This window comes from Pseudomonas sp. GM30 (assembly GCF_000282275.2).
Classification (GTDB): Bacteria; Pseudomonadota; Gammaproteobacteria; order Pseudomonadales; family Pseudomonadaceae; genus Aquipseudomonas.
In genome coordinates this window covers 96262-113808 of the sequence record NZ_AKJP02000004.1, presented here as the reverse complement: position 1 = coordinate 113808, position 17547 = coordinate 96262, and the positions used below count along the sequence as shown (strand labels likewise).

Annotated in this window: 17 protein-coding genes; 5 read left to right on the top strand and 12 right to left on the bottom strand. The window is 61.5% G+C overall.

Translation table 11 applies throughout. The features are described 5' to 3' along the window. Positions 1-23: 23 nt before the first annotated feature. The 3 genes from PMI25_RS27685 to PMI25_RS03660 form a co-directional block, all read right to left on the bottom strand. Positions 24-410: a hypothetical protein gene (locus tag PMI25_RS27685; protein WP_007962593.1), complete on the bottom strand. Its 387-nt coding sequence runs from the start codon at positions 408-410 to the stop codon at positions 24-26. Between the two features lie 159 nt (positions 411-569). After that, on the bottom strand, positions 570-1244 hold the full coding sequence (locus tag PMI25_RS03665) for an anti-sigma factor (RefSeq protein WP_007962591.1): 675 nt from the start codon (positions 1242-1244) through the stop codon (positions 570-572). Continuing rightward, on the bottom strand, positions 1241-1876 hold the full coding sequence (locus PMI25_RS03660; RefSeq protein WP_007962590.1) for an RNA polymerase sigma factor: 636 nt from the start codon (positions 1874-1876) through the stop codon (positions 1241-1243). The genes PMI25_RS03665 and PMI25_RS03660 overlap by 4 nt, the downstream gene beginning before the upstream one ends. A 148-nt stretch (positions 1877-2024) precedes the next feature. On the opposite strand from PMI25_RS03660, the gene PMI25_RS03655 reads away from it, so the two are divergent. Then, complete coding sequence (locus PMI25_RS03655; protein ID WP_007962589.1) at positions 2025-2582, top strand: DUF2780 domain-containing protein; 558 nt, start codon at positions 2025-2027, stop codon at positions 2580-2582. A gap of 1 nt (position 2583) precedes the next feature. Here the strand turns inward: PMI25_RS03655 and PMI25_RS03650 are convergent, their stop codons facing one another. Continuing rightward, complete coding sequence (locus PMI25_RS03650; RefSeq protein ID WP_007962588.1) at positions 2584-3471, bottom strand: acyltransferase; 888 nt, start codon at positions 3469-3471, stop codon at positions 2584-2586. Between the two features lie 337 nt (positions 3472-3808). On the opposite strand from PMI25_RS03650, the gene rloA2 reads away from it, so the two are divergent. The 4 genes from rloA2 (at position 3809) to creD (ending at position 8018) form a co-directional block, all read left to right on the top strand. Then, positions 3809-4312, top strand: coding sequence for a retropepsin-like aspartic peptidase RloA2 (gene rloA2 / locus PMI25_RS03645; protein ID WP_007962587.1), 504 nt, complete (start codon positions 3809-3811; stop codon positions 4310-4312). 68 nt (positions 4313-4380) lie between these two features. Continuing rightward, entirely contained in the window at positions 4381-5061 is a 681-nt protein-coding gene (creB, locus tag PMI25_RS03640) for a two-component system response regulator CreB (RefSeq protein WP_045121973.1), read from the top strand. Next, positions 5061-6479: a two-component system sensor histidine kinase CreC gene (creC, locus tag PMI25_RS03635; RefSeq protein ID WP_007962585.1), complete on the top strand. Its 1419-nt coding sequence runs from the start codon at positions 5061-5063 to the stop codon at positions 6477-6479. Before creB ends, creC begins: the two co-directional genes overlap by 1 nt. A 168-nt stretch (positions 6480-6647) precedes the next feature. Beyond that, a complete protein-coding gene (gene creD / locus PMI25_RS03630; protein WP_007962584.1) occupies positions 6648-8018 on the top strand; it encodes a cell envelope integrity protein CreD in 1371 nt (456 codons plus the stop codon). A gap of 172 nt (positions 8019-8190) precedes the next feature. Here creD and PMI25_RS03625 read toward each other — a convergent pair whose 3' ends face one another. From PMI25_RS03625 to PMI25_RS03590, 8 genes are all read right to left on the bottom strand, one after another. After that, complete coding sequence (locus PMI25_RS03625) at positions 8191-8820, bottom strand: glutathione S-transferase (RefSeq protein ID WP_007962583.1); 630 nt, start codon at positions 8818-8820, stop codon at positions 8191-8193. Between the two features lie 173 nt (positions 8821-8993). Next, a complete protein-coding gene (locus PMI25_RS03620; protein ID WP_007962582.1) occupies positions 8994-9173 on the bottom strand; it encodes a hypothetical protein in 180 nt (59 codons plus the stop codon). Further along, on the bottom strand, positions 9170-10294 hold the full coding sequence (locus tag PMI25_RS03615; protein ID WP_045121972.1) for a PepSY-associated TM helix domain-containing protein: 1125 nt from the start codon (positions 10292-10294) through the stop codon (positions 9170-9172). Before PMI25_RS03615 ends, PMI25_RS03620 begins: the two co-directional genes overlap by 4 nt. A 74-nt stretch (positions 10295-10368) precedes the next feature. Then, entirely contained in the window at positions 10369-12795 is a 2427-nt protein-coding gene (locus PMI25_RS03610; RefSeq protein ID WP_007962580.1) for a TonB-dependent siderophore receptor, read from the bottom strand. Positions 12796-13043: 248 nt separating this feature from the next. After that, on the bottom strand, positions 13044-14015 hold the full coding sequence (locus PMI25_RS03605) for a FecR domain-containing protein (RefSeq protein WP_007962579.1): 972 nt from the start codon (positions 14013-14015) through the stop codon (positions 13044-13046). Continuing rightward, positions 14012-14530 (bottom strand): RNA polymerase sigma factor, encoded by a 519-nt coding sequence (locus PMI25_RS03600; RefSeq protein WP_045121971.1) that lies wholly within the window; start codon positions 14528-14530, stop codon positions 14012-14014. The genes PMI25_RS03605 and PMI25_RS03600 overlap by 4 nt, the downstream gene beginning before the upstream one ends. A gap of 218 nt (positions 14531-14748) precedes the next feature. Then, a complete protein-coding gene (locus PMI25_RS03595; protein WP_007966546.1) occupies positions 14749-15456 on the bottom strand; it encodes a 3'-5' exonuclease in 708 nt (235 codons plus the stop codon). Further along, positions 15453-17387, bottom strand: a complete 1935-nt coding sequence (locus PMI25_RS03590) for a putative nucleotidyltransferase substrate binding domain-containing protein (RefSeq protein ID WP_007966544.1) — start codon at positions 17385-17387, stop codon at positions 15453-15455. The genes PMI25_RS03595 and PMI25_RS03590 overlap by 4 nt, the downstream gene beginning before the upstream one ends. Positions 17388-17547: the final 160 nt, after the last annotated feature.

The following is a 17547-nucleotide window of genomic DNA, read 5'->3' as shown; positions in this document are numbered from 1 at the left end:
TGTGCTGTCATCGAAACGTTCGACTAGTTGAAAGCGCACTTTTGAACGTCACCGTCCTTCGTTGCGCATTCATCGTTTTTCCAGTCTGGTCCAGTCAGATTGATCGGCGATCCTTTTTTCAAGACCAGTGACGCTCCAATTTCCGATCCTTTGCTTTCGTATTGGCAGATGACTCTGGCCGCATTAGTAGTCGTTTCTTTTGCTCGTGCGGCTGTGAAGGGGAGTGCCTGGACATCGCTTTCACTGGCGCTGCCGGGATCAACATCAACTTCAACCGTGCCATAGGGACTCGTTGCTTCAAATTTACCGTCGCTCAGTTTTTTGAATGACTTGGCCTCCAGGCAATTTGCATAGACAGTGCTGCTGAGCGTCAGGGCGATGACTGAACCGGCAATCAGATATTTGAGCATGGGTCGTACTCCGTTACAGGGTTGGAGGACACATGTTCAGATACTTTCGTTTTTGAAGGTACTGTCAGATCTGACAGTCAATAAGCCTGTTTTGGAATAAAGGATGCGTTGGCAATTACTCTTGGGCAGAGAACATGCCTTGTCCGATCCCGATCTCATTCACAGCGCGGCCAACGCCCCTTGATAAAGGACCGGCCCCGTCGGCTGCCCGGTCGGCGATCCACCCTTCGGTTCAAGACTTACCGCCAGCGCAATCGGCTGGCCGATCAAGGCTTTCTGCGCCGCGCTCAACTCGACCTTACCTTTGCCTCCCGCAGGAATCACCCCCAGCGAAATCGGCTTGCCATCAGCCGGGATCGCCCACAATTCCAGACTGCGATCTGGCCCGACTGCGGCCAATGTCAGCGGCTCGACTTGTAGATAATCCGCATGCGCCTCGACCTTCAGCGCCGGTTGCGCGTCGGCGCTCAGCAGAGTGGCGCGGTAGCGGGCGTCGTCGCGGTTGTACAGCGAGCCGAGGAACACCAGCACCACGATCGAGCAAAGTGCGGCGGTGACCCGCAGCCAGTTCCAGAACGGGCGTTTTCCCGGGACGTGCAGCACTTGCGGCTCGATGCGTGCGGTGATGCCTTGCCACACCCGATCCGGCACCGGTTGCTCCGGCAATGTATCGGTCAGGCTGGCGAGACTCTCCTGCCACTGCGCCAACTCGGTTCGCAGTGCTGCGTCATCCAGCAGCAATTGCTCAAAGCGCCGACGCGCCGCCGCCGACATCAATCCGATGGCGTAATCGGCAGCGAGGGCGCGGCGCAGGGCCGGGGTCTGGTAGTTCATGATTCGAGGCACCTGCGCAGACGTTCCATGCCGCGACGAATCCACGACTTCACCGAACCCAGCGGTGCGGCCAGGTGTTCGGCGAGTTCCGCGCAGGACAGGCCCTGAAAGTAAGCGACGCTGATCGACTGGCGCTGCATGCCGTCGAGGGTGTCGAGGCAGCGGTGCAGCGCACTGGCTTCGCGGCTGCGGTTCAACAGGTCATGGGCCGAAGGACTTTCGTCCGCCAGGGCGTCCTGTTCGACATCGGTCAGCGGTCGGTCGCGATGCTTGCGTAACTGGTCGATGGCCTGATGGCGGGTAATGTTGATCATCCAGGTCAGCGGCGCCGACAAATGGGCTTCGTAACGCGAGGCGTTGTTCCAGATGCGCACGAAGCTTTCCTGCAGCACTTCTTCGGCCAGATCCGCCCGACCCATGAAGCGCAGGGCGATGCCGTGCAGGCGCGGGCCGACGCTGCGATAGAGGGTTTCGAAGGCGCCTCGGTCGCCCAGTGCGCACTGGGCCAACAGATGCCTGAGCTGATCGGTGTCGACGATGGAAATGACAGGCCTCCAGGCAATGCACGGGCGACGAAGGCGGGCCCCGGGTTGTTCACAGGCTAGTTCAGCGACAGCGCTTGTGCCATTCATCTCGGGTTATCCACGGTTTCACGTTTTATATACGTGGCTATGCTGAAAATGGATGCGCCGGCGAGGAACATGCTGGCTGAAACCAGGTCAAACCGGCAGTTTTGCCGCCCATTGAGGGGCGGTCACCACAGCGCAAGAGGATGTCTGAATGAAGATTTCACGCGGTATTGCCTTGGCTTCACTGATGACCCTTGCAGCGAGCCCGGTGTTTGCCGGCTTCAGTCTGGACGATGTGACCAAAGCAGCTTCGAGCATGCAGGGTGGCAACGCAGCCACCGCCGCCGCGCCGACCTCGGAAACCGCCGGTTTGCTGCAAGCCGTGACCGGTCTCGGCGTGACGCCGCAGCAGGCGGTTGGTGGCACCAGTGCCATGCTTGGCCTGGCCAAGAACCAGTTGAGCAGCACCGATTATTCGCAGTTGGCCAAAGAAGTGCCGGGCATCGACAAATTGTCGGGCGGCAGCGGCAACCTGGCGGCGTTGAGTGGTTTGCTGGGTTCGTCGGGCAAGTCGGCCGGGCTGGAAAACGCACTGGGCAACGTCAAAAATACCAGTGACCTGAACAACGCCTTCGGCGCCTTGGGCATGGACAGTGGCATGGTCGGCCAGTTTGCCCCGGTGCTGCTCAAGTACCTGGGTGACCAAGGCGTCGGCGGCCCGATTCTGCAGAGCCTGGGCAGCATTTGGGGCGCCGGCACCGGTAGCTGATTCAGCTGCGCTCGCCGCGCAGTTCGCTGATGCGCTGATCCTTCTCGGTCCAGAGCTGGTTGACCCAGTTCTGGACCTGCTGGCGAAACAGCGGATCGTTCTCGTAATCGCCCTGCGCCAGTGCCGGGTCGAGTTCGCGGGTCTGGATGTCGACGATCACTCGCGGCACGCTGCCGCTGATCAGATCCCAGAACCCCGGAATCTTTTCCTGTGGATAAACCACGGTCACATCGAGCAGCGCATCGAGTTGTTCGCCCATTGCCGCCAGAACAAACGCCACGCCGCCCGCCTTGGGTTTGAGCAGATGCTTGAAGGGTGACTGCTGCTGCGCGCTTTTCGCCGCCGTGTAGCGGGTGCCTTCCAGATAATTCACCACCGTCACCGGCTGGCGCTTGAACAGCTCGCAGGCCTGTTTGGTGATCTCCAGATCCTTGCCCGCCAGTTCCGGGTGCTTGGCCAGGAACGCTTTGCTGTAGCGCTTCATGAACGGGTAATCCAGCGCCCACCACGCCAGACCGAGGAATGGCACCCAGATCAGTTCTTTCTTGAGGAAGAACTTGAAGAACGGCGTGCGCCGGTTGAGGGTCTGGATCAGTGCCGGAATATCGACCCACGACTGGTGGTTGCTGATCACCAGATACGAGGTGTCACCGCGCAGGTCTGCGCCGCCGCGAATGTCCCATTGGGTGGGGATGCATAGCTGAAAGATCAGCTTGTCGATCTCGGCCCAGGTCTCGGCAATCCACATCACCGCCCACGAGGCGTAGTCGCGCCAGCGCCCCGGCGCAATCAGTTTGAGCAGGGCAAAGACCAGCAACGGCCCGATCAGGATCAGGGTGTTGAGCAACAGCAGCAGGGTGACGAAACAGCCGGTGAGCAGGCGGCGCATAAGCAACTCTATGAAGGCGGATGGGCGCGCCATGATAAGTGGCTTCGGGTGAGAGGCCAAATCGGTGGTGACGAATGTTTCACTTTTGCTCCGTTATTCTTTGAATGATTACACAGCATCCTGTGGCGAGGGAGCTTGCTCCCGCTGGGGTGCGAAGCGGCCCCAAATCCATTCACCTCGGTGTGTCAGGCGAAACCTGCAGGCTGGTTCACGCCGACTGCGTCTTCGAGCGGGAGCAAGCTCCCTCGCCACAAAGGTCGGCGGCGAACCAACTATCGTGTTTTTTCGCGGTCTAGAATTCGGCGTTGAGCCCTCATTTTCCAAGGAAGCCCCTTACGTGAAATCCCTCCTTGCACTGTTTGCCCTCGTCGCCCTGCCAGTCATGGCCGCCGAGCCGACCCTGTACGGGCGTTATGAATACATCGCGCTGCCGGAAATCGGTGGTGAGGTGCTCAAGGCCAAGATGGACACCGGCGCACTGACCGCCTCGCTGTCGGCCAAGGACATCGAGACCTTCACCCGCGACGGCGAGAACTGGGTGCGTTTCCGCCTCGGCACCAAGGACGCCAGCAACAAGGTCTACGAACACAAGGTCGCGCGGATCAGCAAGATCAAGAGTCGCTCGGATGAAGAGGACGAGGGCGACAGCACCGAAGTCGCCAAGCGTCCGGTGGTCGATCTGGAACTGTGCCTGGGCAACGTCAAGCGTACCGTTGAGGTCAACCTGACCGACCGCAGCAACTTCAACTACCCGCTGCTGATCGGTGCCAAGGCCTTGCGCGAGTTTGGCGCAGCGGTGAACCCGGCGCGGCGTTTCACCGCCGACAAGCCGGACTGCTAAGTGGTCTCATTGACGTAAGGTCAGGCTTGGGGCACCGTTCGCGCACTTAACCCATGGGCTCGGACGCCATGCCTCATATCCTGATTGTCGAAGACGAAGCGGCGATTGCCGACACGCTGATTTTTGCCCTGCAGGGCGAGGGGTTCGCCACCACGTGGCTGAGCCTCGGCGCAGCGGCGCTGGAGTTTCAACGGCAGACCCCGGCTGACTTGATCATTCTCGATATCGGCCTGCCGGACATCAGCGGTTTCGAAACCTGCAAACAGCTGCGGCGCTTCAGTGAAGTGCCGGTGCTGTTCCTCAGCGCCCGGAACGCCGAGATCGACCGGGTGGTGGGGCTGGAGATCGGCGCCGACGATTACGTGGTCAAGCCGTTCAGCCCACGGGAAGTCGCCGCGCGGGTACGGGCGATTCTCAAACGCGTGGCGCCGCGACCTGTGGTTGAAGCCTCCTCGGCACTGTTTCGCATCGATGCCGAGCGTGTGCTGATCACCTACCGCGGCCAGCCATTGAGCCTGACCCGCCACGAATTCCGTCTGCTGCAATGCCTGCTTGAACAACCGCAACGGGTGTTCAGCCGCGAGCAATTGCTCGATGCGCTGGGGGTTGCCGCCGACGCCGGCTACGAGCGTAGCATCGACAGCCATATCAAAAGCCTGCGCGCCAAATTGCGCCTGGTGCGCGCCGATGCCGAGCCGATCCAGACCCATCGCGGCCTCGGCTACAGCTACAGCCCGGGGCACAGCTGATGTCGCTGGGGCTGCGGATTTTTCTGGTGTATGTGCTGTTTGTCGGCCTGACCGGTTACTTCGTGCTCAACACGGTGATGGAAGAAATCCGCCCCGGTGTGCGCCAGTCCACCGAAGAAACCCTGGTCGACACCGCGAACCTGATGGCGGAGATCCTGCGTGATGATTTCAAGGCCGGGACGCTCAGCGAGAACCGCTGGCCCGAATTGCTGCGCGCCTACGGTGAGCGCCAGCCACAGGCGACCATTTGGGGCTTGCCGAAAAACCAGGTCAACCACCGCATCTACGTCACCGACGCCAAAGGCATCGTGGTACTGGATTCCAGCGGGGTGGCGGTCGGGCAGGATTACTCGCGCTGGAACGACGTCTACCTGACCCTGCGCGGCGAATACGGTGCGCGCTCGACCCGCAGCGATCCGAATGATTCGGCGTCGTCGGTGATGCACGTCGGCGCGCCGATCCGTGATAACGGCAAAATCATCGGCGTGGTCACCGTGGCCAAACCCAACAGTTCATTGCAGCCTTATGTCGACCGCACCGAGCGGCGCTTGCTGTTTTACGGCGCGGGGTTGATCGGCCTCGGTCTGCTGTTCGGCGCTGTGCTGTCGTGGTGGCTGAGCCGCGCGCTGCACCGTTTGACCGGGTACGCCAAAGCGGTGAGTGAGGGGCGCCGGGTCGAAGTGCCGCATTACCGTGGCGGTGAGCTGGAACAACTGGCGACGGCGGTGGAGCAGATGCGCACTCAACTGGAAGGCAAGGCCTACGTCGAGCGCTATGTGCACACTCTGACCCATGAACTGAAGAGTCCGCTGGCGGCGATTCGCGGTGCGGCGGAATTGCTGCAGGATGAGATGCCAGCGATTCAGCGCCTGCGCTTTGTCGGCAACATCGACAGTGAAAGTGCGCGGATGCAGCAGTTGATCGAGCGCCTGTTGAATCTGGCGCAAGTCGAGCAGCGGCAGGGTCTTGAGGAACGCGTGGCGGTGCCGCTGGCGGCGTTGGTCGATGAATTATTGCGCGCGCAGGCAGCGCGAATCGAAGGCCGGCGGCTCACGGTTGAGCAGACCATTGCGCCGGATCTGATGCTGATCGGCGAGCCGTTTCTGCTGCGCCAGGCGCTGGGCAATCTGCTGGACAATGCACTGGATTTCACCCCGATCGCCGGGTTGCTGCGTTTCAGTGCCGAACGCGTGGGGGAGCAGGTCGAGTTGCGCTTGTTCAACGAAGCGGCCGCGATTCCCGAGTACGCCTTGCCGCGCTTGAGTGAACGGTTTTACTCGCTGCCGCGCCCCGACAGTGGGCGCAAGAGCACCGGGTTGGGGCTGAACTTCGTAGAAGAGGTGGTGAAGTTGCATGGTGGGTCGATGCAGATTCGCAATGTCGAGGGCGGTGTGGAAGTGATATTGCGCCTGCCTTGAGAACTTAAAAGATCGCAGCCTTCGGCAGCTCCTACAGGGGAACGCAATCCCTGTAGGAGCTGCCGAAGGCTGCGATCTTTTGATCTTTCCACACAAACTCCACAATCGCCCCATATTCCCCCCACACAGCCTGACCAGACTCTGCCTCATCCAAACAGGGAGAGTCCCATGAACAAGAATCTGACCATAAAGCTCGGGGCGATTGCCCTGTTGATCCTGCTGTTGCTGATCCCGCTGTTGATGATTGACGGCATCATCGATGACCGCCAGCAACGGCGCGACGGCGTACTCGAAGACATCGCCCGCAGTTCCAGCTACAGCCAGCAACTGAGCGGGCCGGTGATGGTGGTGCCGTACCGCAAGGTGGTGCGTACCTGGAAGACCAACGAGAAAACCAGTCAGCGCTATGAAGAGCTCGGCGAAGAGCGCGGTCGGCTGTACTTTCTGCCGGAGCGCTTCGAGCTCGACGGCCAGGTGCAGACCGAGTTGCGCAAGCGCGGTATTTACGAAGCGCGACTGTTCCATGCCGACAATCGCATCAATGGGCATTTCTCGTTGCCGGCGCAGTTGGGGATCAAGGAAGACTTCGCCGATTACCAGTTTGATGCGCCGTTTCTGGCGGTGGGCATCAGCGACATCCGCGGCATCGAAAACGCGCTGAAACTGGAACTCGACGGCCAGCGCCTGGACTTCGTGCCCGGCACCCAGGTGGGCTGGCTCGGCGAAGGCGTGCGGGTCACGCTGCCGGCGCTGGATACCCGCAAAACCACGGAACTGACCTTCGGTTTCGACCTGCGCCTGCAAGGCACCGGTTCGTTGCAGGTGTTGCCGGTGGGCAAAAGTAGTCACGTCAGCCTTGCCGCCAACTGGCCGCACCCCAGCTTTGTCGGCAACTTCCTGCCGGGCAAACGCGAGATCAGTGATCAGGGTTTCAACGCTGATTGGCAGACCACGTTCTTCTCCACCAACCTGCAAGAAGCCATGAGCCGTTGCGTGACGGGCAATGAATGCGAGGGGTTCAGCGGGCGCAGTTTTGGCGTGAGTTTCATCGATCCGGTGGACCAGTACCTGAAGAGTGATCGGGCGATCAAATATGCGCTGTTGTTCATCGTCCTGACCTTCGCCGGTTTCTTCCTGTTCGAAGTGCTCAAGAGTCTGGCGGTGCATCCGGTGCAATACGCATTGGTCGGGGTGGCGCTGGCGTTCTTTTACCTGTTGCTGCTGTCGTTGTCGGAGCACATCGGCTTTGCCCTGGCGTATCTGCTGTCGGCCAGTGACTGTGTGTTGTTGATCGGGTTTTATGTGTGTCACGTGCTGCACAGCGTGCGCCACGGCCTGAGTTTTTCTGCGGGATTGGCGGCGTTGTATGGCCTGCTGTATGGCCTGCTGAGCGCCGAGGATTACGCGTTGCTGATGGGTTCGCTGCTGTTGTTCAGTCTGCTCGGGGTGTTCATGGTGCTGACGCGCAAACTCGACTGGTACGGGATCGGGCAGAAACCGGCCAGGCCGCTGGAGTTTGATGTGGGGGCGATGCGATGAGCGGGTTGCGCGAGGATCAGCGACAGGTCGAGGTTTTGCTGACGCTGATTGTTGCAGCACTGCCGCCGGAACCGAGGTGGTGCCATCGCGAGCAAGCCCGCTCCCACAGGTGTACGCATTCCAATGTGGGAGTGAGCTTGCTCGCGAAGAGGCCGGAACAGGCGCCGCAGCCTTAAGGCTTGGGCAAGGTGGCGACCATGGACGCTCGCTGGCTCACCTCGAAATACCAGCTGGCCAGTTGCGGGTTGGCGCTGCGCCAGTCCAGATCCGGATGACGCAGATCGATGTAACCCAACGCACAAGCGACGCTGATCGCTGCCACATCGAAATGGCTGGTCAGCTCGGCGATGGCGTCACTTTCCAGATAGGCCAGGGCGCGGCGGATCTTCTCGCGTTGGGCATCGAGCCATTCGTCCCAGTGCTTTTCCGGGGCGCGCAGCACCAGTTCGTAACGCACCATCACCGAGGCGTCCATGATCCCGTCGGCCAGCGAGGCCAGGGTCAGACGGCGCCAGCGGGCCGCGCCTTCGCGGGGGATCAGCGGATTGCCGACGTGCTGCTGGTCGAGGTATTCGAGGATCACGCGGCTGTCATGGATCACGCTGCCGTCGGCCAGGCGCAGGGCTGGGATCTTGCCCAGCGGGTTGTCGGCGTTGAGCGCAGCGTCCGGGCTGACCGGGCTGAGCACGCAGTCTTGCAGGGCGACGCGATCCTGCTGGCCGGTCTCGTGCAACAGCACCATTACTTTGCGCACGAACGGGGAGAGCGTGTTGTGAAACAGGGTCATGCTGGGGGCGGACATGGGCAGGGTCTCGGTCAGGACAGTGAGCGAGGAGCATAGCGTGTTACTCGGCTTGCTCAAGCCCTGCACAGCCCCTTGTAGGAGTGAGCCTGCTCGCGATCGCGGCAGGTCAGTCGACGATGAAGTTGAATGGGAGTGCTCTATCGCGAGCAGGCTCACTCCTACAGTGATCTTTAGCTTCGCGACAGCAAGCCTCTTATGGCCAGAAACGCCGGGACGCCCAGCCCGACCCAGCTCAACGCATCCCAGACTCCATCGCCCAACAACGCCGAAAACAACCCCGCCGCACTCAGCAGTGCGATCACCAGCGGCGTGCTGAAGACCTTCCAGAAATTGCTCTGACGCGGCTTCATGCAGCAACCTCCGCCGTCACCGGTTTCGCCGCTTTACGCCGCACCACCCACAGATAGACGCCGCTGCCGAGGACGATGATGGTCAGCACATCAAGGGTCGTCCAGAGGATTTTCATTGGCATGCCGCCGTAGTCACCGAAATGCAGCGGCTGCGACATGCCCATGGCGTCCATGTACCACGGGCGCTCGGCCACAGCGGTGACCTGCAGGGTGCTGGCGTCGATCAGTACCGGCGTCAGCAGGTGCGAGGTCAGGTGGGTGCCGCCCTTCATGAACACCGCGTAGTGATGCTCGCTGGAAAAGCGCGTGCCGGGGAAGGCGATGAAGTCCGGGTTCATCCCCGGCGCCACGTCCCGGGCGATGTCGAGTAGGCGGGTGGCCGGGGCCAGTCGGGTCAGGGGCGGGGCATCGCGGTAGGGCGCGACCATGGCGGTCAGCGTGTCATTGCGCCACGCGGCGATGATCAGGTCGGCGCAGGCGCTGATCACCCCGGTGACACCGACCACCAGCGCCCAGGTCAGGGTGACGACGCCGATCAGGTTGTGCAGGTCGAGCCAACGCAAGCGGGTGGACTTGTCCTGACGCACGGTGCCGAACGGCAAGCGACGCATGAACGGCAGGTACAGCACCGTGCCCGAGATGATCGCGACCACGAACAGCAAACCCATGAACGCCAGCAGCAACTTGCCGGGCAATCCGGCGAACATGTCCACATGCAGGCGCAGGATGAACAGCATCAGCCCGCCATTGGCCGACGGGGTTTCCAGCGCTTCACCGGTGCGCGCATCGAGCATGAAGGTGTGCGACGAGTTCGGTTCGGTGCCGGCGGTCTTCGCCATGATTGTGAGCACAGCATTGGGTTCGTCGTCCTCGAAACCGAAGTACTGCACCACTTCGCCGGGACGATGTTGTTCGGCGGCCTCGACCAGTTGCGCCAGGTTCAGGCGCGGCGTGTCGGCGGGCATCTCGCGCACTTGCGGGGCATCGCCGAGCAGGTGCTCGATCTCGTGATGGAAGATCAGCGGCAGGCCGGTCAATGCCAGCAACAGCAAAAACACGGTGCAGATCAGGCTGGTCCAGGTGTGGATGAACGACCAGCGGCGGATTGTTTTACTTTTCATTTCATGACCTTCAAAAACACCGAAGCCGTCCATGAAGGACGGCTTGGTGACAGGACCTGTTTCAGCTCACGCGGTTACCACTTGTAGGTGGCGCTGGCGACGACGCTGCGCTGGTCGCCGTAGTAGCAGTAGAAGCCGTCGCAGGTGGAGATGTAATCCTTGTCGAACAGGTTGGTGGCGTTGACCGCGACCGATGCACCTTTGAGGCTGTTGTCGAGACGGCCGAGGTCGTAATGCACCGAGGCGTCGAACACCGTGTAAGCATTGGCTTTGCCCAGCCAGGTGTTGCCCTGATCGCCATAGGTGTTGCCGGTGTAACGCACGCCACCGCCGATACCGAAGCCGTCGAGCACACCGCTGTGCCAGGTGTAATCAGTCCACAGCGAGGCCTGCTGGTTTGGCATCAGTTGCAGGCGGTTGCCTTTGTAGTCGCCTTTCTGCACTTCGGACTTGGCCAGGGTGTAGGCGGCAATCACTTTCAGGTTATCGGTGACGTCCGAGGTCGCCTCCAGTTCCAGGCCTTTGACTTTCACTTCGCCGGTCTGGCTGGTGATCGGGGTGTTGCCGACGGTGGTGGTGACCGCGACGTTTTTCTGTGTCAGGTCATACACGGCGGCGGTCAGCAGGGTCTTGCTGCCCGGTGGCTGGTACTTGACGCCCATTTCCCATTGCTTGCCTTCGGTCGGTTTCAGCGAACCGGTGGAGGAGGCGTCGGCGCCGGTGGTTGGCTGGAAGGATTCGGCGTAGGAAATGTACGGGACGAAACCCGAGTCGAACACGTAGCTGAGCGCTGCGTTACCGCTGAAGTTCTTGTCGCGCTGGGTGTTGGTCGCATCGGCCTTGTTGAAGAATTTGGTGCCGGTGTGGACCCAGTCTTCACGACCGCCCAGCGTCAGGCGCCATTGGTCGAGGGCCATCTGATCCTGCACGTAGAGGCCGGTCTGGTAGGTCTTCTGGTCGTAGTCGTAATACGCCGTCGAGCGATCCGGACGAACGATCGGCTGGCCGTAGATCGGGTTCAGCACGTTGGTTTTCAGGCCGTCACCGTAGATCGACAGGTAGTTGGTGTTACTGCGCTGGTGATCCAGCCCCAACAGTACGGTGTGGCGAATGTCACCGGTGGCGAAGTCGGCCTGGAAGTTGTTGTCCACTGCGAATTGGCTGATGTCTTCGTCAACGCTGGTGCTGGTGCGCCCGACGTTACCTTGATCGTCCACCATGGTGTACGGGTAAGAGCCGACGGTCAGGGCCTGGAACGACAGGTCCGACTTGGTGTAACGCAGGTTCTGCTTGAACTGCCAGACATCGTTCAGCCGGTGTTCGAAGGCATAGCCGAGCGCGTAGTAAGTGCGGTCGTAGTATTCCCAATCCGGGTCGCCGAGATTTTTGTGGTGCGAGACGCTACCGAACGGCATGTCGATCTTGGTGCCCTGCACCGGCAGAAACTGGCTGGTAATGCCGGTATCGTCGCGGGTGAACTGGCTCAGCAAGGTGAATCTGGTGTCGTCGTCAATGTTCCAGGTCAGGCTCGGCGCGATGTTGTAGCGCTTGTTATCGATGTGGTCGATCTGCGTGCCGCTGTCACGCACCACGCCGCTGATGCCGTAGAGGAACTGGCCGGCATCGTCGATTTTGCCGGTGCTGGCGAAGTTGATCTGACGATGATTGTCGCTGCCGTACTGCAGTTGGATTTCGCTGCTGGCGTCGCTGCTCGGGCGCCGGCTGACCATGTCCAGCAGGCCGCCCGGCGGGGTCTGGCCGTAGACGGAAGAGGCCGGACCGCGCAGCAGGGCGAGACGGTCGAGGTTCCAGGTTTCCTGTTTCGGGTTGGCGTACACGCCTTTGGGCAGCGGCAAGCCGTCGAGGAACTGGGTCGGCTCGAAACCGCGCACGCGCAGCCAGTCGGCGCGGGTGTCGCTGCCGTAGCTGCTGGCGGTGATGCCCGGCATGTAGCGCACGGCGTCATCAAGGCTGTGCACGCTGCGGTCGTCCATTTGCTGGCGGGTCGCGACCGAGATCGAGCGCGGTGCTTCGACCAGCGCAGTGTCGGTCTTGGTGCCGGCGGCAGTGCGGGTGGCGGTGTAGCCTTCAACCGGGCCCCAGGCGCTTTCGTAGTTTTCCACGCCAATCACGGCGGTTTCCGGCAGTGCCAGTGTCCCCTCCGGCACCGCAACCAGGGTGTAGGTGCCAGTGTTGCTTTGTTCCAGTTGCAGACCAGTGCCACGCAGGGCGGCACGCAGCGCGCCGGCGGCATCGTATTGGCCGTTGACCGGTGCCGACGTCTTGCCCGCCGCCAGCGAGGGATTGAGCGACAGCGCGAGGCCGCCCTGGCTGGCGATCTGGTTCAGGGTGGTCGACAGCGGAGCGGCCGGCAGGTTGTAGGCGCGTACGCTGGAGGCCTGCTCAGCGGCGAGCAACGGGTGGCTGATCAGCGGGGTGCTGAGGGCGATGGCGACAGCCAGCAGACTGGGGCGCAACAAGGTGTCTAGCGAACGGGACATGCGAAGGCTCCTGAATGGAAATATTTCTCAATTGCCTGTGTGCCGGACGAGAATTGAAAAGTGATAGGGCTGGATGAAAATAATTTCGATTAACTGAAAAGTGACCGAGACCCTGTGGCGAGGGAGCTTGCTCCCGCTGGAGCGCGAAGCGGTCCCTGCTGTCTTTCAGATAAATCGCATTGACTGGTTTGACGACTGCTGCGCAGCGGAGCGGGAGCAAGCTCCCTCGCCACAGAGGTCGGTCGCCCTCAAGGCTTGGTATCAGCCTTCGCCACCGTGACCCAATACGGCGTGTGCTGCTCGATCTGCACCGGCAGGGTCGGCAGCAGCGCACTCAGGGCCTTGTCGGTGTCGTGCAGCGGGAAGCTGCCGGTGATGCGCAAGTCGGCAACCTCCGGGGCGACGCCCAGATAGCCACGGCGGTAGCGCCCGAGTTCGTGCACCAGATCACCGAGCCGTGCGTTATCGACTACCAGCATGCCGCGGGTCCAGGCATCGGCGCCGGGCGTGAGTGCGGCGACCGCGTCGAGGCCGTCGTTGCGAATCAGCACTTGCTGGCCTTCGCGCAGAATCTGCTCTTGAGGATGACTTTGCGGATGCGCCGCCACCGCCGATTGCAGGACGCTCAGGCGCGTACCCTCATCTTCACGCTTGACCAGAAACCGTGTGCCCAGCGCGCGCATGCTGCCTTCGCGGGTTTCGACGATAAAGGGCCGCGCATCGCCGTGACCGGTCTCGACCATGATCTCGCCCTCCTGCAACACGATCAGGCGCTGGCTGGCATCGAAACGCACATCCACCGCGCTGTGGGTGTTGAGGTTGAGCACGGTGCCATCGGTCAGCCGTACCGTGCGCTGCTCGCCGGTGGCGGTGCGTTGATCGGCCAGCCAGTAATCCAGCGGCAGGTACCGATCACCGGCAAACAGCGCCAGACCGACCACCGCCACCACGCTGGCCAGTCCGCTGCCGAGCTTGCGCACTCTGCGGCGAATGCCCTCGCGTGATTGCAGCAACGCAGCGCGGGCCGGGCCGTTGGCGACACTGAAGCGCTGATCGAGCATGCCCAACTGACGCCAAGCGCGGGCATGTTCTTCATTGGCTGCGTGCCATTTGGCGAACTCTTCGCGCTCCAGCGCACTGCTGGAATCCAGCGACAATTGCCAGGCAATCGCCGCGTCCAGCACCTGGGCCGAAACCGGTTTGGAGCTGGCCGGGCTCATGTCGGCTCACCGTAGAGGGCGATGTAGCACTGGCGAATGCCCTGAGCCAGGTATTGCCGCACACGCGGCACCGAGACGCCGAGCTTCGCGGCGATTTCGGCATGGCCGAGGCCGTCGAGGCGGTTATACAGGAAAGCGGCGCGGGCCTTGGTCGACAATTTGCCGAGCAGGCGGTCGATGGCCTTGAGGTCTTCGAGGATCAATTGCTGTTCTTCCACCGAAGGCTGTTCGCCTTCGGGGATCAGCATCAATTCGGCGAGATAGGCCTGCTCCAGCGCGGCGCGGCGGAAATAGTCGAACAGCAGGCCCTTGGCAATCGCCACCAGAAACGCCCGCGGTTCGCGCGGCGTCAGCAATTGTTCGCGACCGAGCAGGCGCACGAAGGTGTCCTGGCTCAGGTCTTCGGCGCGCTGTGGGCACGCCACGTTGCGCCGCAACCAGCTCAGCAGCCAACCGCGATGGTCGCGATACAACGCACCGACGAGTTCACTGTGAGGGCTTGGGACTGACGACACCAGACGCACCGATTGGGAAATGTTAACCAACGAGAATTGTTCGCGATTCTCGCAGAGGTGGGAATGGTTAGCAATTGGCCACTGGTCAGATGACCCGTTTGGATAGCCCCTGTAGGAGCTGCCGAAGGCTGCGATCTTTTGATCTCGCTTTTAAAAACAAGATCAAAGGATCGCAGCCTTCGGCAGCTCCTACAGAGGGATGTGGTTCGGCTGTAAATCTAGAAGGAAGGCGCCTGCTGCCGACGCTTCCACTGACTCAAGCGCTGCTGCAGATTCAGCGGACTATGAATCTGCTGCTGTCGCGCGCGGCTGAACAAAATCAACGCCAGCTCTGCCGTAGCCAGCGCATCGGCACTCGCGTTGTGCCGCTCGAACACCTCAAGCCTGAACCAGTTGATCCACTCATCCAGCCCGGCCTCGCGAATATTCGCCTGCGGGCACAACAGCGGCGCCATGTCCGCGACATCCAGAAACACATTCTGCAGCTTGTAACTCAGGTGTTCTTTCAATGCCCGTCCGAGCATGTGCTGATCGAAGGGCGCATGAAACGCCAGCACCGGGCTGTTGCCGATGAATTCCATCAACTCCAGCAGCGCCTCCGCCGGGTCGCTGCCGGCAGCAATCGCATTCGGCCCCAGGCCATGAATCAACACGCTCGGGCTGAGCTTCAGCTCCCGACATTGCAGGGTGCGCTCGAACTGCTGACTGAAGTCGATCGCGCCGTCTTCGATCACCACCGCACCGATCGACAGCACGCGGTCCTTGTTCAGATTCAGCCCGGTGGTTTCCAGATCGAGCACCACCCAGCGCTGCTCGCGCAGGCTGCACTCTTTCAGTTCGCTGATCGCCGGCAGCTCCGCCAGACGCTGTTGCAGGTCGGCCGACAGCAGAGGGCTGGCCGGGCGCAGCCACGAAAACAGGCTCATAGCTGATACCGCAAGGCCAGGCTGCTCTGCAGGCGCTGGGCCTGGCGCAGGGATTCACGCAGGATGCGCCGGTCCAGATGATTGAGGCTGTCGGGGTCGACGCGGTTCGACCAAGGCAGATTCTCGCGAGTCTGGATCTGGTGTTGTTGCATGCGCGTCTGCTGGATGAAGTGGTAAGCCTCTTCATACGCCGCGCCGTCGAGCCGTTCGATGACCTCTTTTTCGACCAGCTGACGCAAGCGTTCAAGGGTGTTGTTGGTTTCGATGCCATGGGCCAGTGCCAACAAGCGTGCGCCGTCGACGAAAGGCGTCAGGCCCTGGACCTTGAGGTCGAGGGTGGCTTTTTCGCCGTTTTTGCGCGCCAGCACAAACTCGCGAAAGCGTCCCACGGGCGGACGATTGCGCAGGGCGTTTTCTGCCAGCATGCGCTGGAATAAACGGTTGTCGCCGACCTGATCGAGAATCCCGCGGCGCAGTTGCGCACAGCCTTTCTCGTCACCCCAGACCACCCGCAGGTCGAAATAGATGCTCGAACCGAGCAGGTTCTCCGGCGTCGCCTCGCGAATGAACGCTGCAAAGCGCCGCGCCCATTCCGCCCGCGACAGGCACAGTTCCGGGTTACCGGCCATGATGTTGCCCTTGCACAGGCTGAACCCGCACTGCGCCAGGCTCTGATTGATCTGCTGGGCGATCGGCAGCAGCTTGCCGCGAATTTCTGCCGCGTGCGCCGCGTCCCGTGCTTCGAACAGAATGCCGTTGTCCTGATCGGTGTGCAGCGTCTGCTCGCGCCGGCCCTCGCTGCCGAAGCACAGCCAGCTGAACGGTACGCCGGGGTCGCCTTTTTCGGCGAGGGTCAGTTCGATCACTCGGCACACGGTGTGGTCGTTGAGCAGGGTGATGATGTGGGTGATCTGGGTCGAAGACGCACCGTGGGCGAGCATGCGTTCCACCAGTTGGCCGATCTCGCCGCGCAGGCTCACCAGTTGCTCGATGCGCTGGGCACTGCGGATGGTCCGGGCCAGATGCACCAGATCGACCCTTTGCAGCGAGAACAGATCACGCTCGGACACCACACCGCAAAGACGTTGATCCTTGACCAGACAGACGTGGGCGATGTGCCGCTCGGTCATGGCAATCGCCGCGTCGAAGGCGCTGTGATCGGGCGACAGAAAGAACGGCGAACAGGTCATGTGGCGCTCGATGGTTTCGCTGAAATCACCGCTGCTGTTGGCGACCACCTCGCGCAGGTCACGCAGGGTGAAAATCCCCAGCGGCGCCTTGTGTTCATCCACCGCGACGATGCTGCCGACCTGTTGCTCGTGCATCAGCTTCACCGCTTCACGCAGTGGCGTGTCGGGGCTGCAAGTCACCGGATGGCGCATCGCCAATTCGCCGAGGCGGGTGTTCAGCGAGTACTGGGTGCCGAGGGTTTCCACGGCTTTCTGCTGGACTTGCTGGTTGACCTGATCGAGCAGGCTGCTGACCCCGCGCAAAGCGAAATCGCGGAAGCTGTTGGACAGGGCGAACAGCTTGATGAACGCCGGTTTGTTCAGTTGCAAGCAGAAGGTGTCTTCGCTGGCCAGATGCTCGGTACGGGTCGCCCGTTCGCCAATCAGCGCAGCCAGCGGGAAGCATTCGCCGGTGGTGATCTCGAAGGTGGTTTCGGTGCCAGGCCGGGTGATGTGCTGGCGTTCGCCGACCACCCGGCCCTGTTTGACGATGTAGAAATATTCGACCGGCCCGTCGGCGGGTTTGATGATGCTTTCGCCCTGGCCGTAAAAACGCAGCTGACATTGTTCCACCAGAAAAGCCAGGTGGGCATGTTCCATCTGATTGAAGGGCGGGAAGCGCTGGAGGAATTGCAGAGTGCCCTGAATGTTCTGCAATACCGCGGTTTTCCCTGCCTGGGTGAAGGCGTCCGCTTTACTCATAACCATTACCGCAGTCTTTTTCGAATTGTTGTTGTCGGATCGTTGCAGCCATGGTCGGCCCCTGCGCGCGGGGTGCCCATTGGACGTAAGTCTAGGTTTGGGCTGCCGTTCGGCACATTTAGGAAGTGCCCTACAAAAACAGTCGGAAATTCCTCCGCCA

Coding starts and splice junctions, on each gene's coding strand:
- PMI25_RS27685 (WP_007962593.1), bottom strand. CDS start 410: ATGCTCAAATATCTGATTGCCGGTTCAGTCATCGCCCTGACGCTCAGC.
- PMI25_RS03665 (WP_007962591.1), bottom strand. CDS start 1,244: ATGAACTACCAGACCCCGGCCCTGCGCCGCGCCCTCGCTGCCGATTAC.
- PMI25_RS03660 (WP_007962590.1), bottom strand. CDS start 1,876: ATGAATGGCACAAGCGCTGTCGCTGAACTAGCCTGTGAACAACCCGGG.
- PMI25_RS03655 (WP_007962589.1), top strand. CDS start 2,025: ATGAAGATTTCACGCGGTATTGCCTTGGCTTCACTGATGACCCTTGCA.
- PMI25_RS03650 (WP_007962588.1), bottom strand. CDS start 3,471: ATGCGCCGCCTGCTCACCGGCTGTTTCGTCACCCTGCTGCTGTTGCTC.
- creB (WP_045121973.1), top strand. CDS start 4,381: ATGCCTCATATCCTGATTGTCGAAGACGAAGCGGCGATTGCCGACACG.
- creC (WP_007962585.1), top strand. CDS start 5,061: ATGTCGCTGGGGCTGCGGATTTTTCTGGTGTATGTGCTGTTTGTCGGC.
- creD (WP_007962584.1), top strand. CDS start 6,648: ATGAACAAGAATCTGACCATAAAGCTCGGGGCGATTGCCCTGTTGATC.
- PMI25_RS03625 (WP_007962583.1), bottom strand. CDS start 8,820: ATGTCCGCCCCCAGCATGACCCTGTTTCACAACACGCTCTCCCCGTTC.
- PMI25_RS03620 (WP_007962582.1), bottom strand. CDS start 9,173: ATGAAGCCGCGTCAGAGCAATTTCTGGAAGGTCTTCAGCACGCCGCTG.
- PMI25_RS03615 (WP_045121972.1), bottom strand. CDS start 10,294: ATGAAAAGTAAAACAATCCGCCGCTGGTCGTTCATCCACACCTGGACC.
- PMI25_RS03610 (WP_007962580.1), bottom strand. CDS start 12,795: ATGTCCCGTTCGCTAGACACCTTGTTGCGCCCCAGTCTGCTGGCTGTC.
- PMI25_RS03605 (WP_007962579.1), bottom strand. CDS start 14,015: ATGAGCCCGGCCAGCTCCAAACCGGTTTCGGCCCAGGTGCTGGACGCG.
- PMI25_RS03595 (WP_007966546.1), bottom strand. CDS start 15,456: ATGAGCCTGTTTTCGTGGCTGCGCCCGGCCAGCCCTCTGCTGTCGGCC.
- PMI25_RS03590 (WP_007966544.1), bottom strand. CDS start 17,387: ATGAGTAAAGCGGACGCCTTCACCCAGGCAGGGAAAACCGCGGTATTG.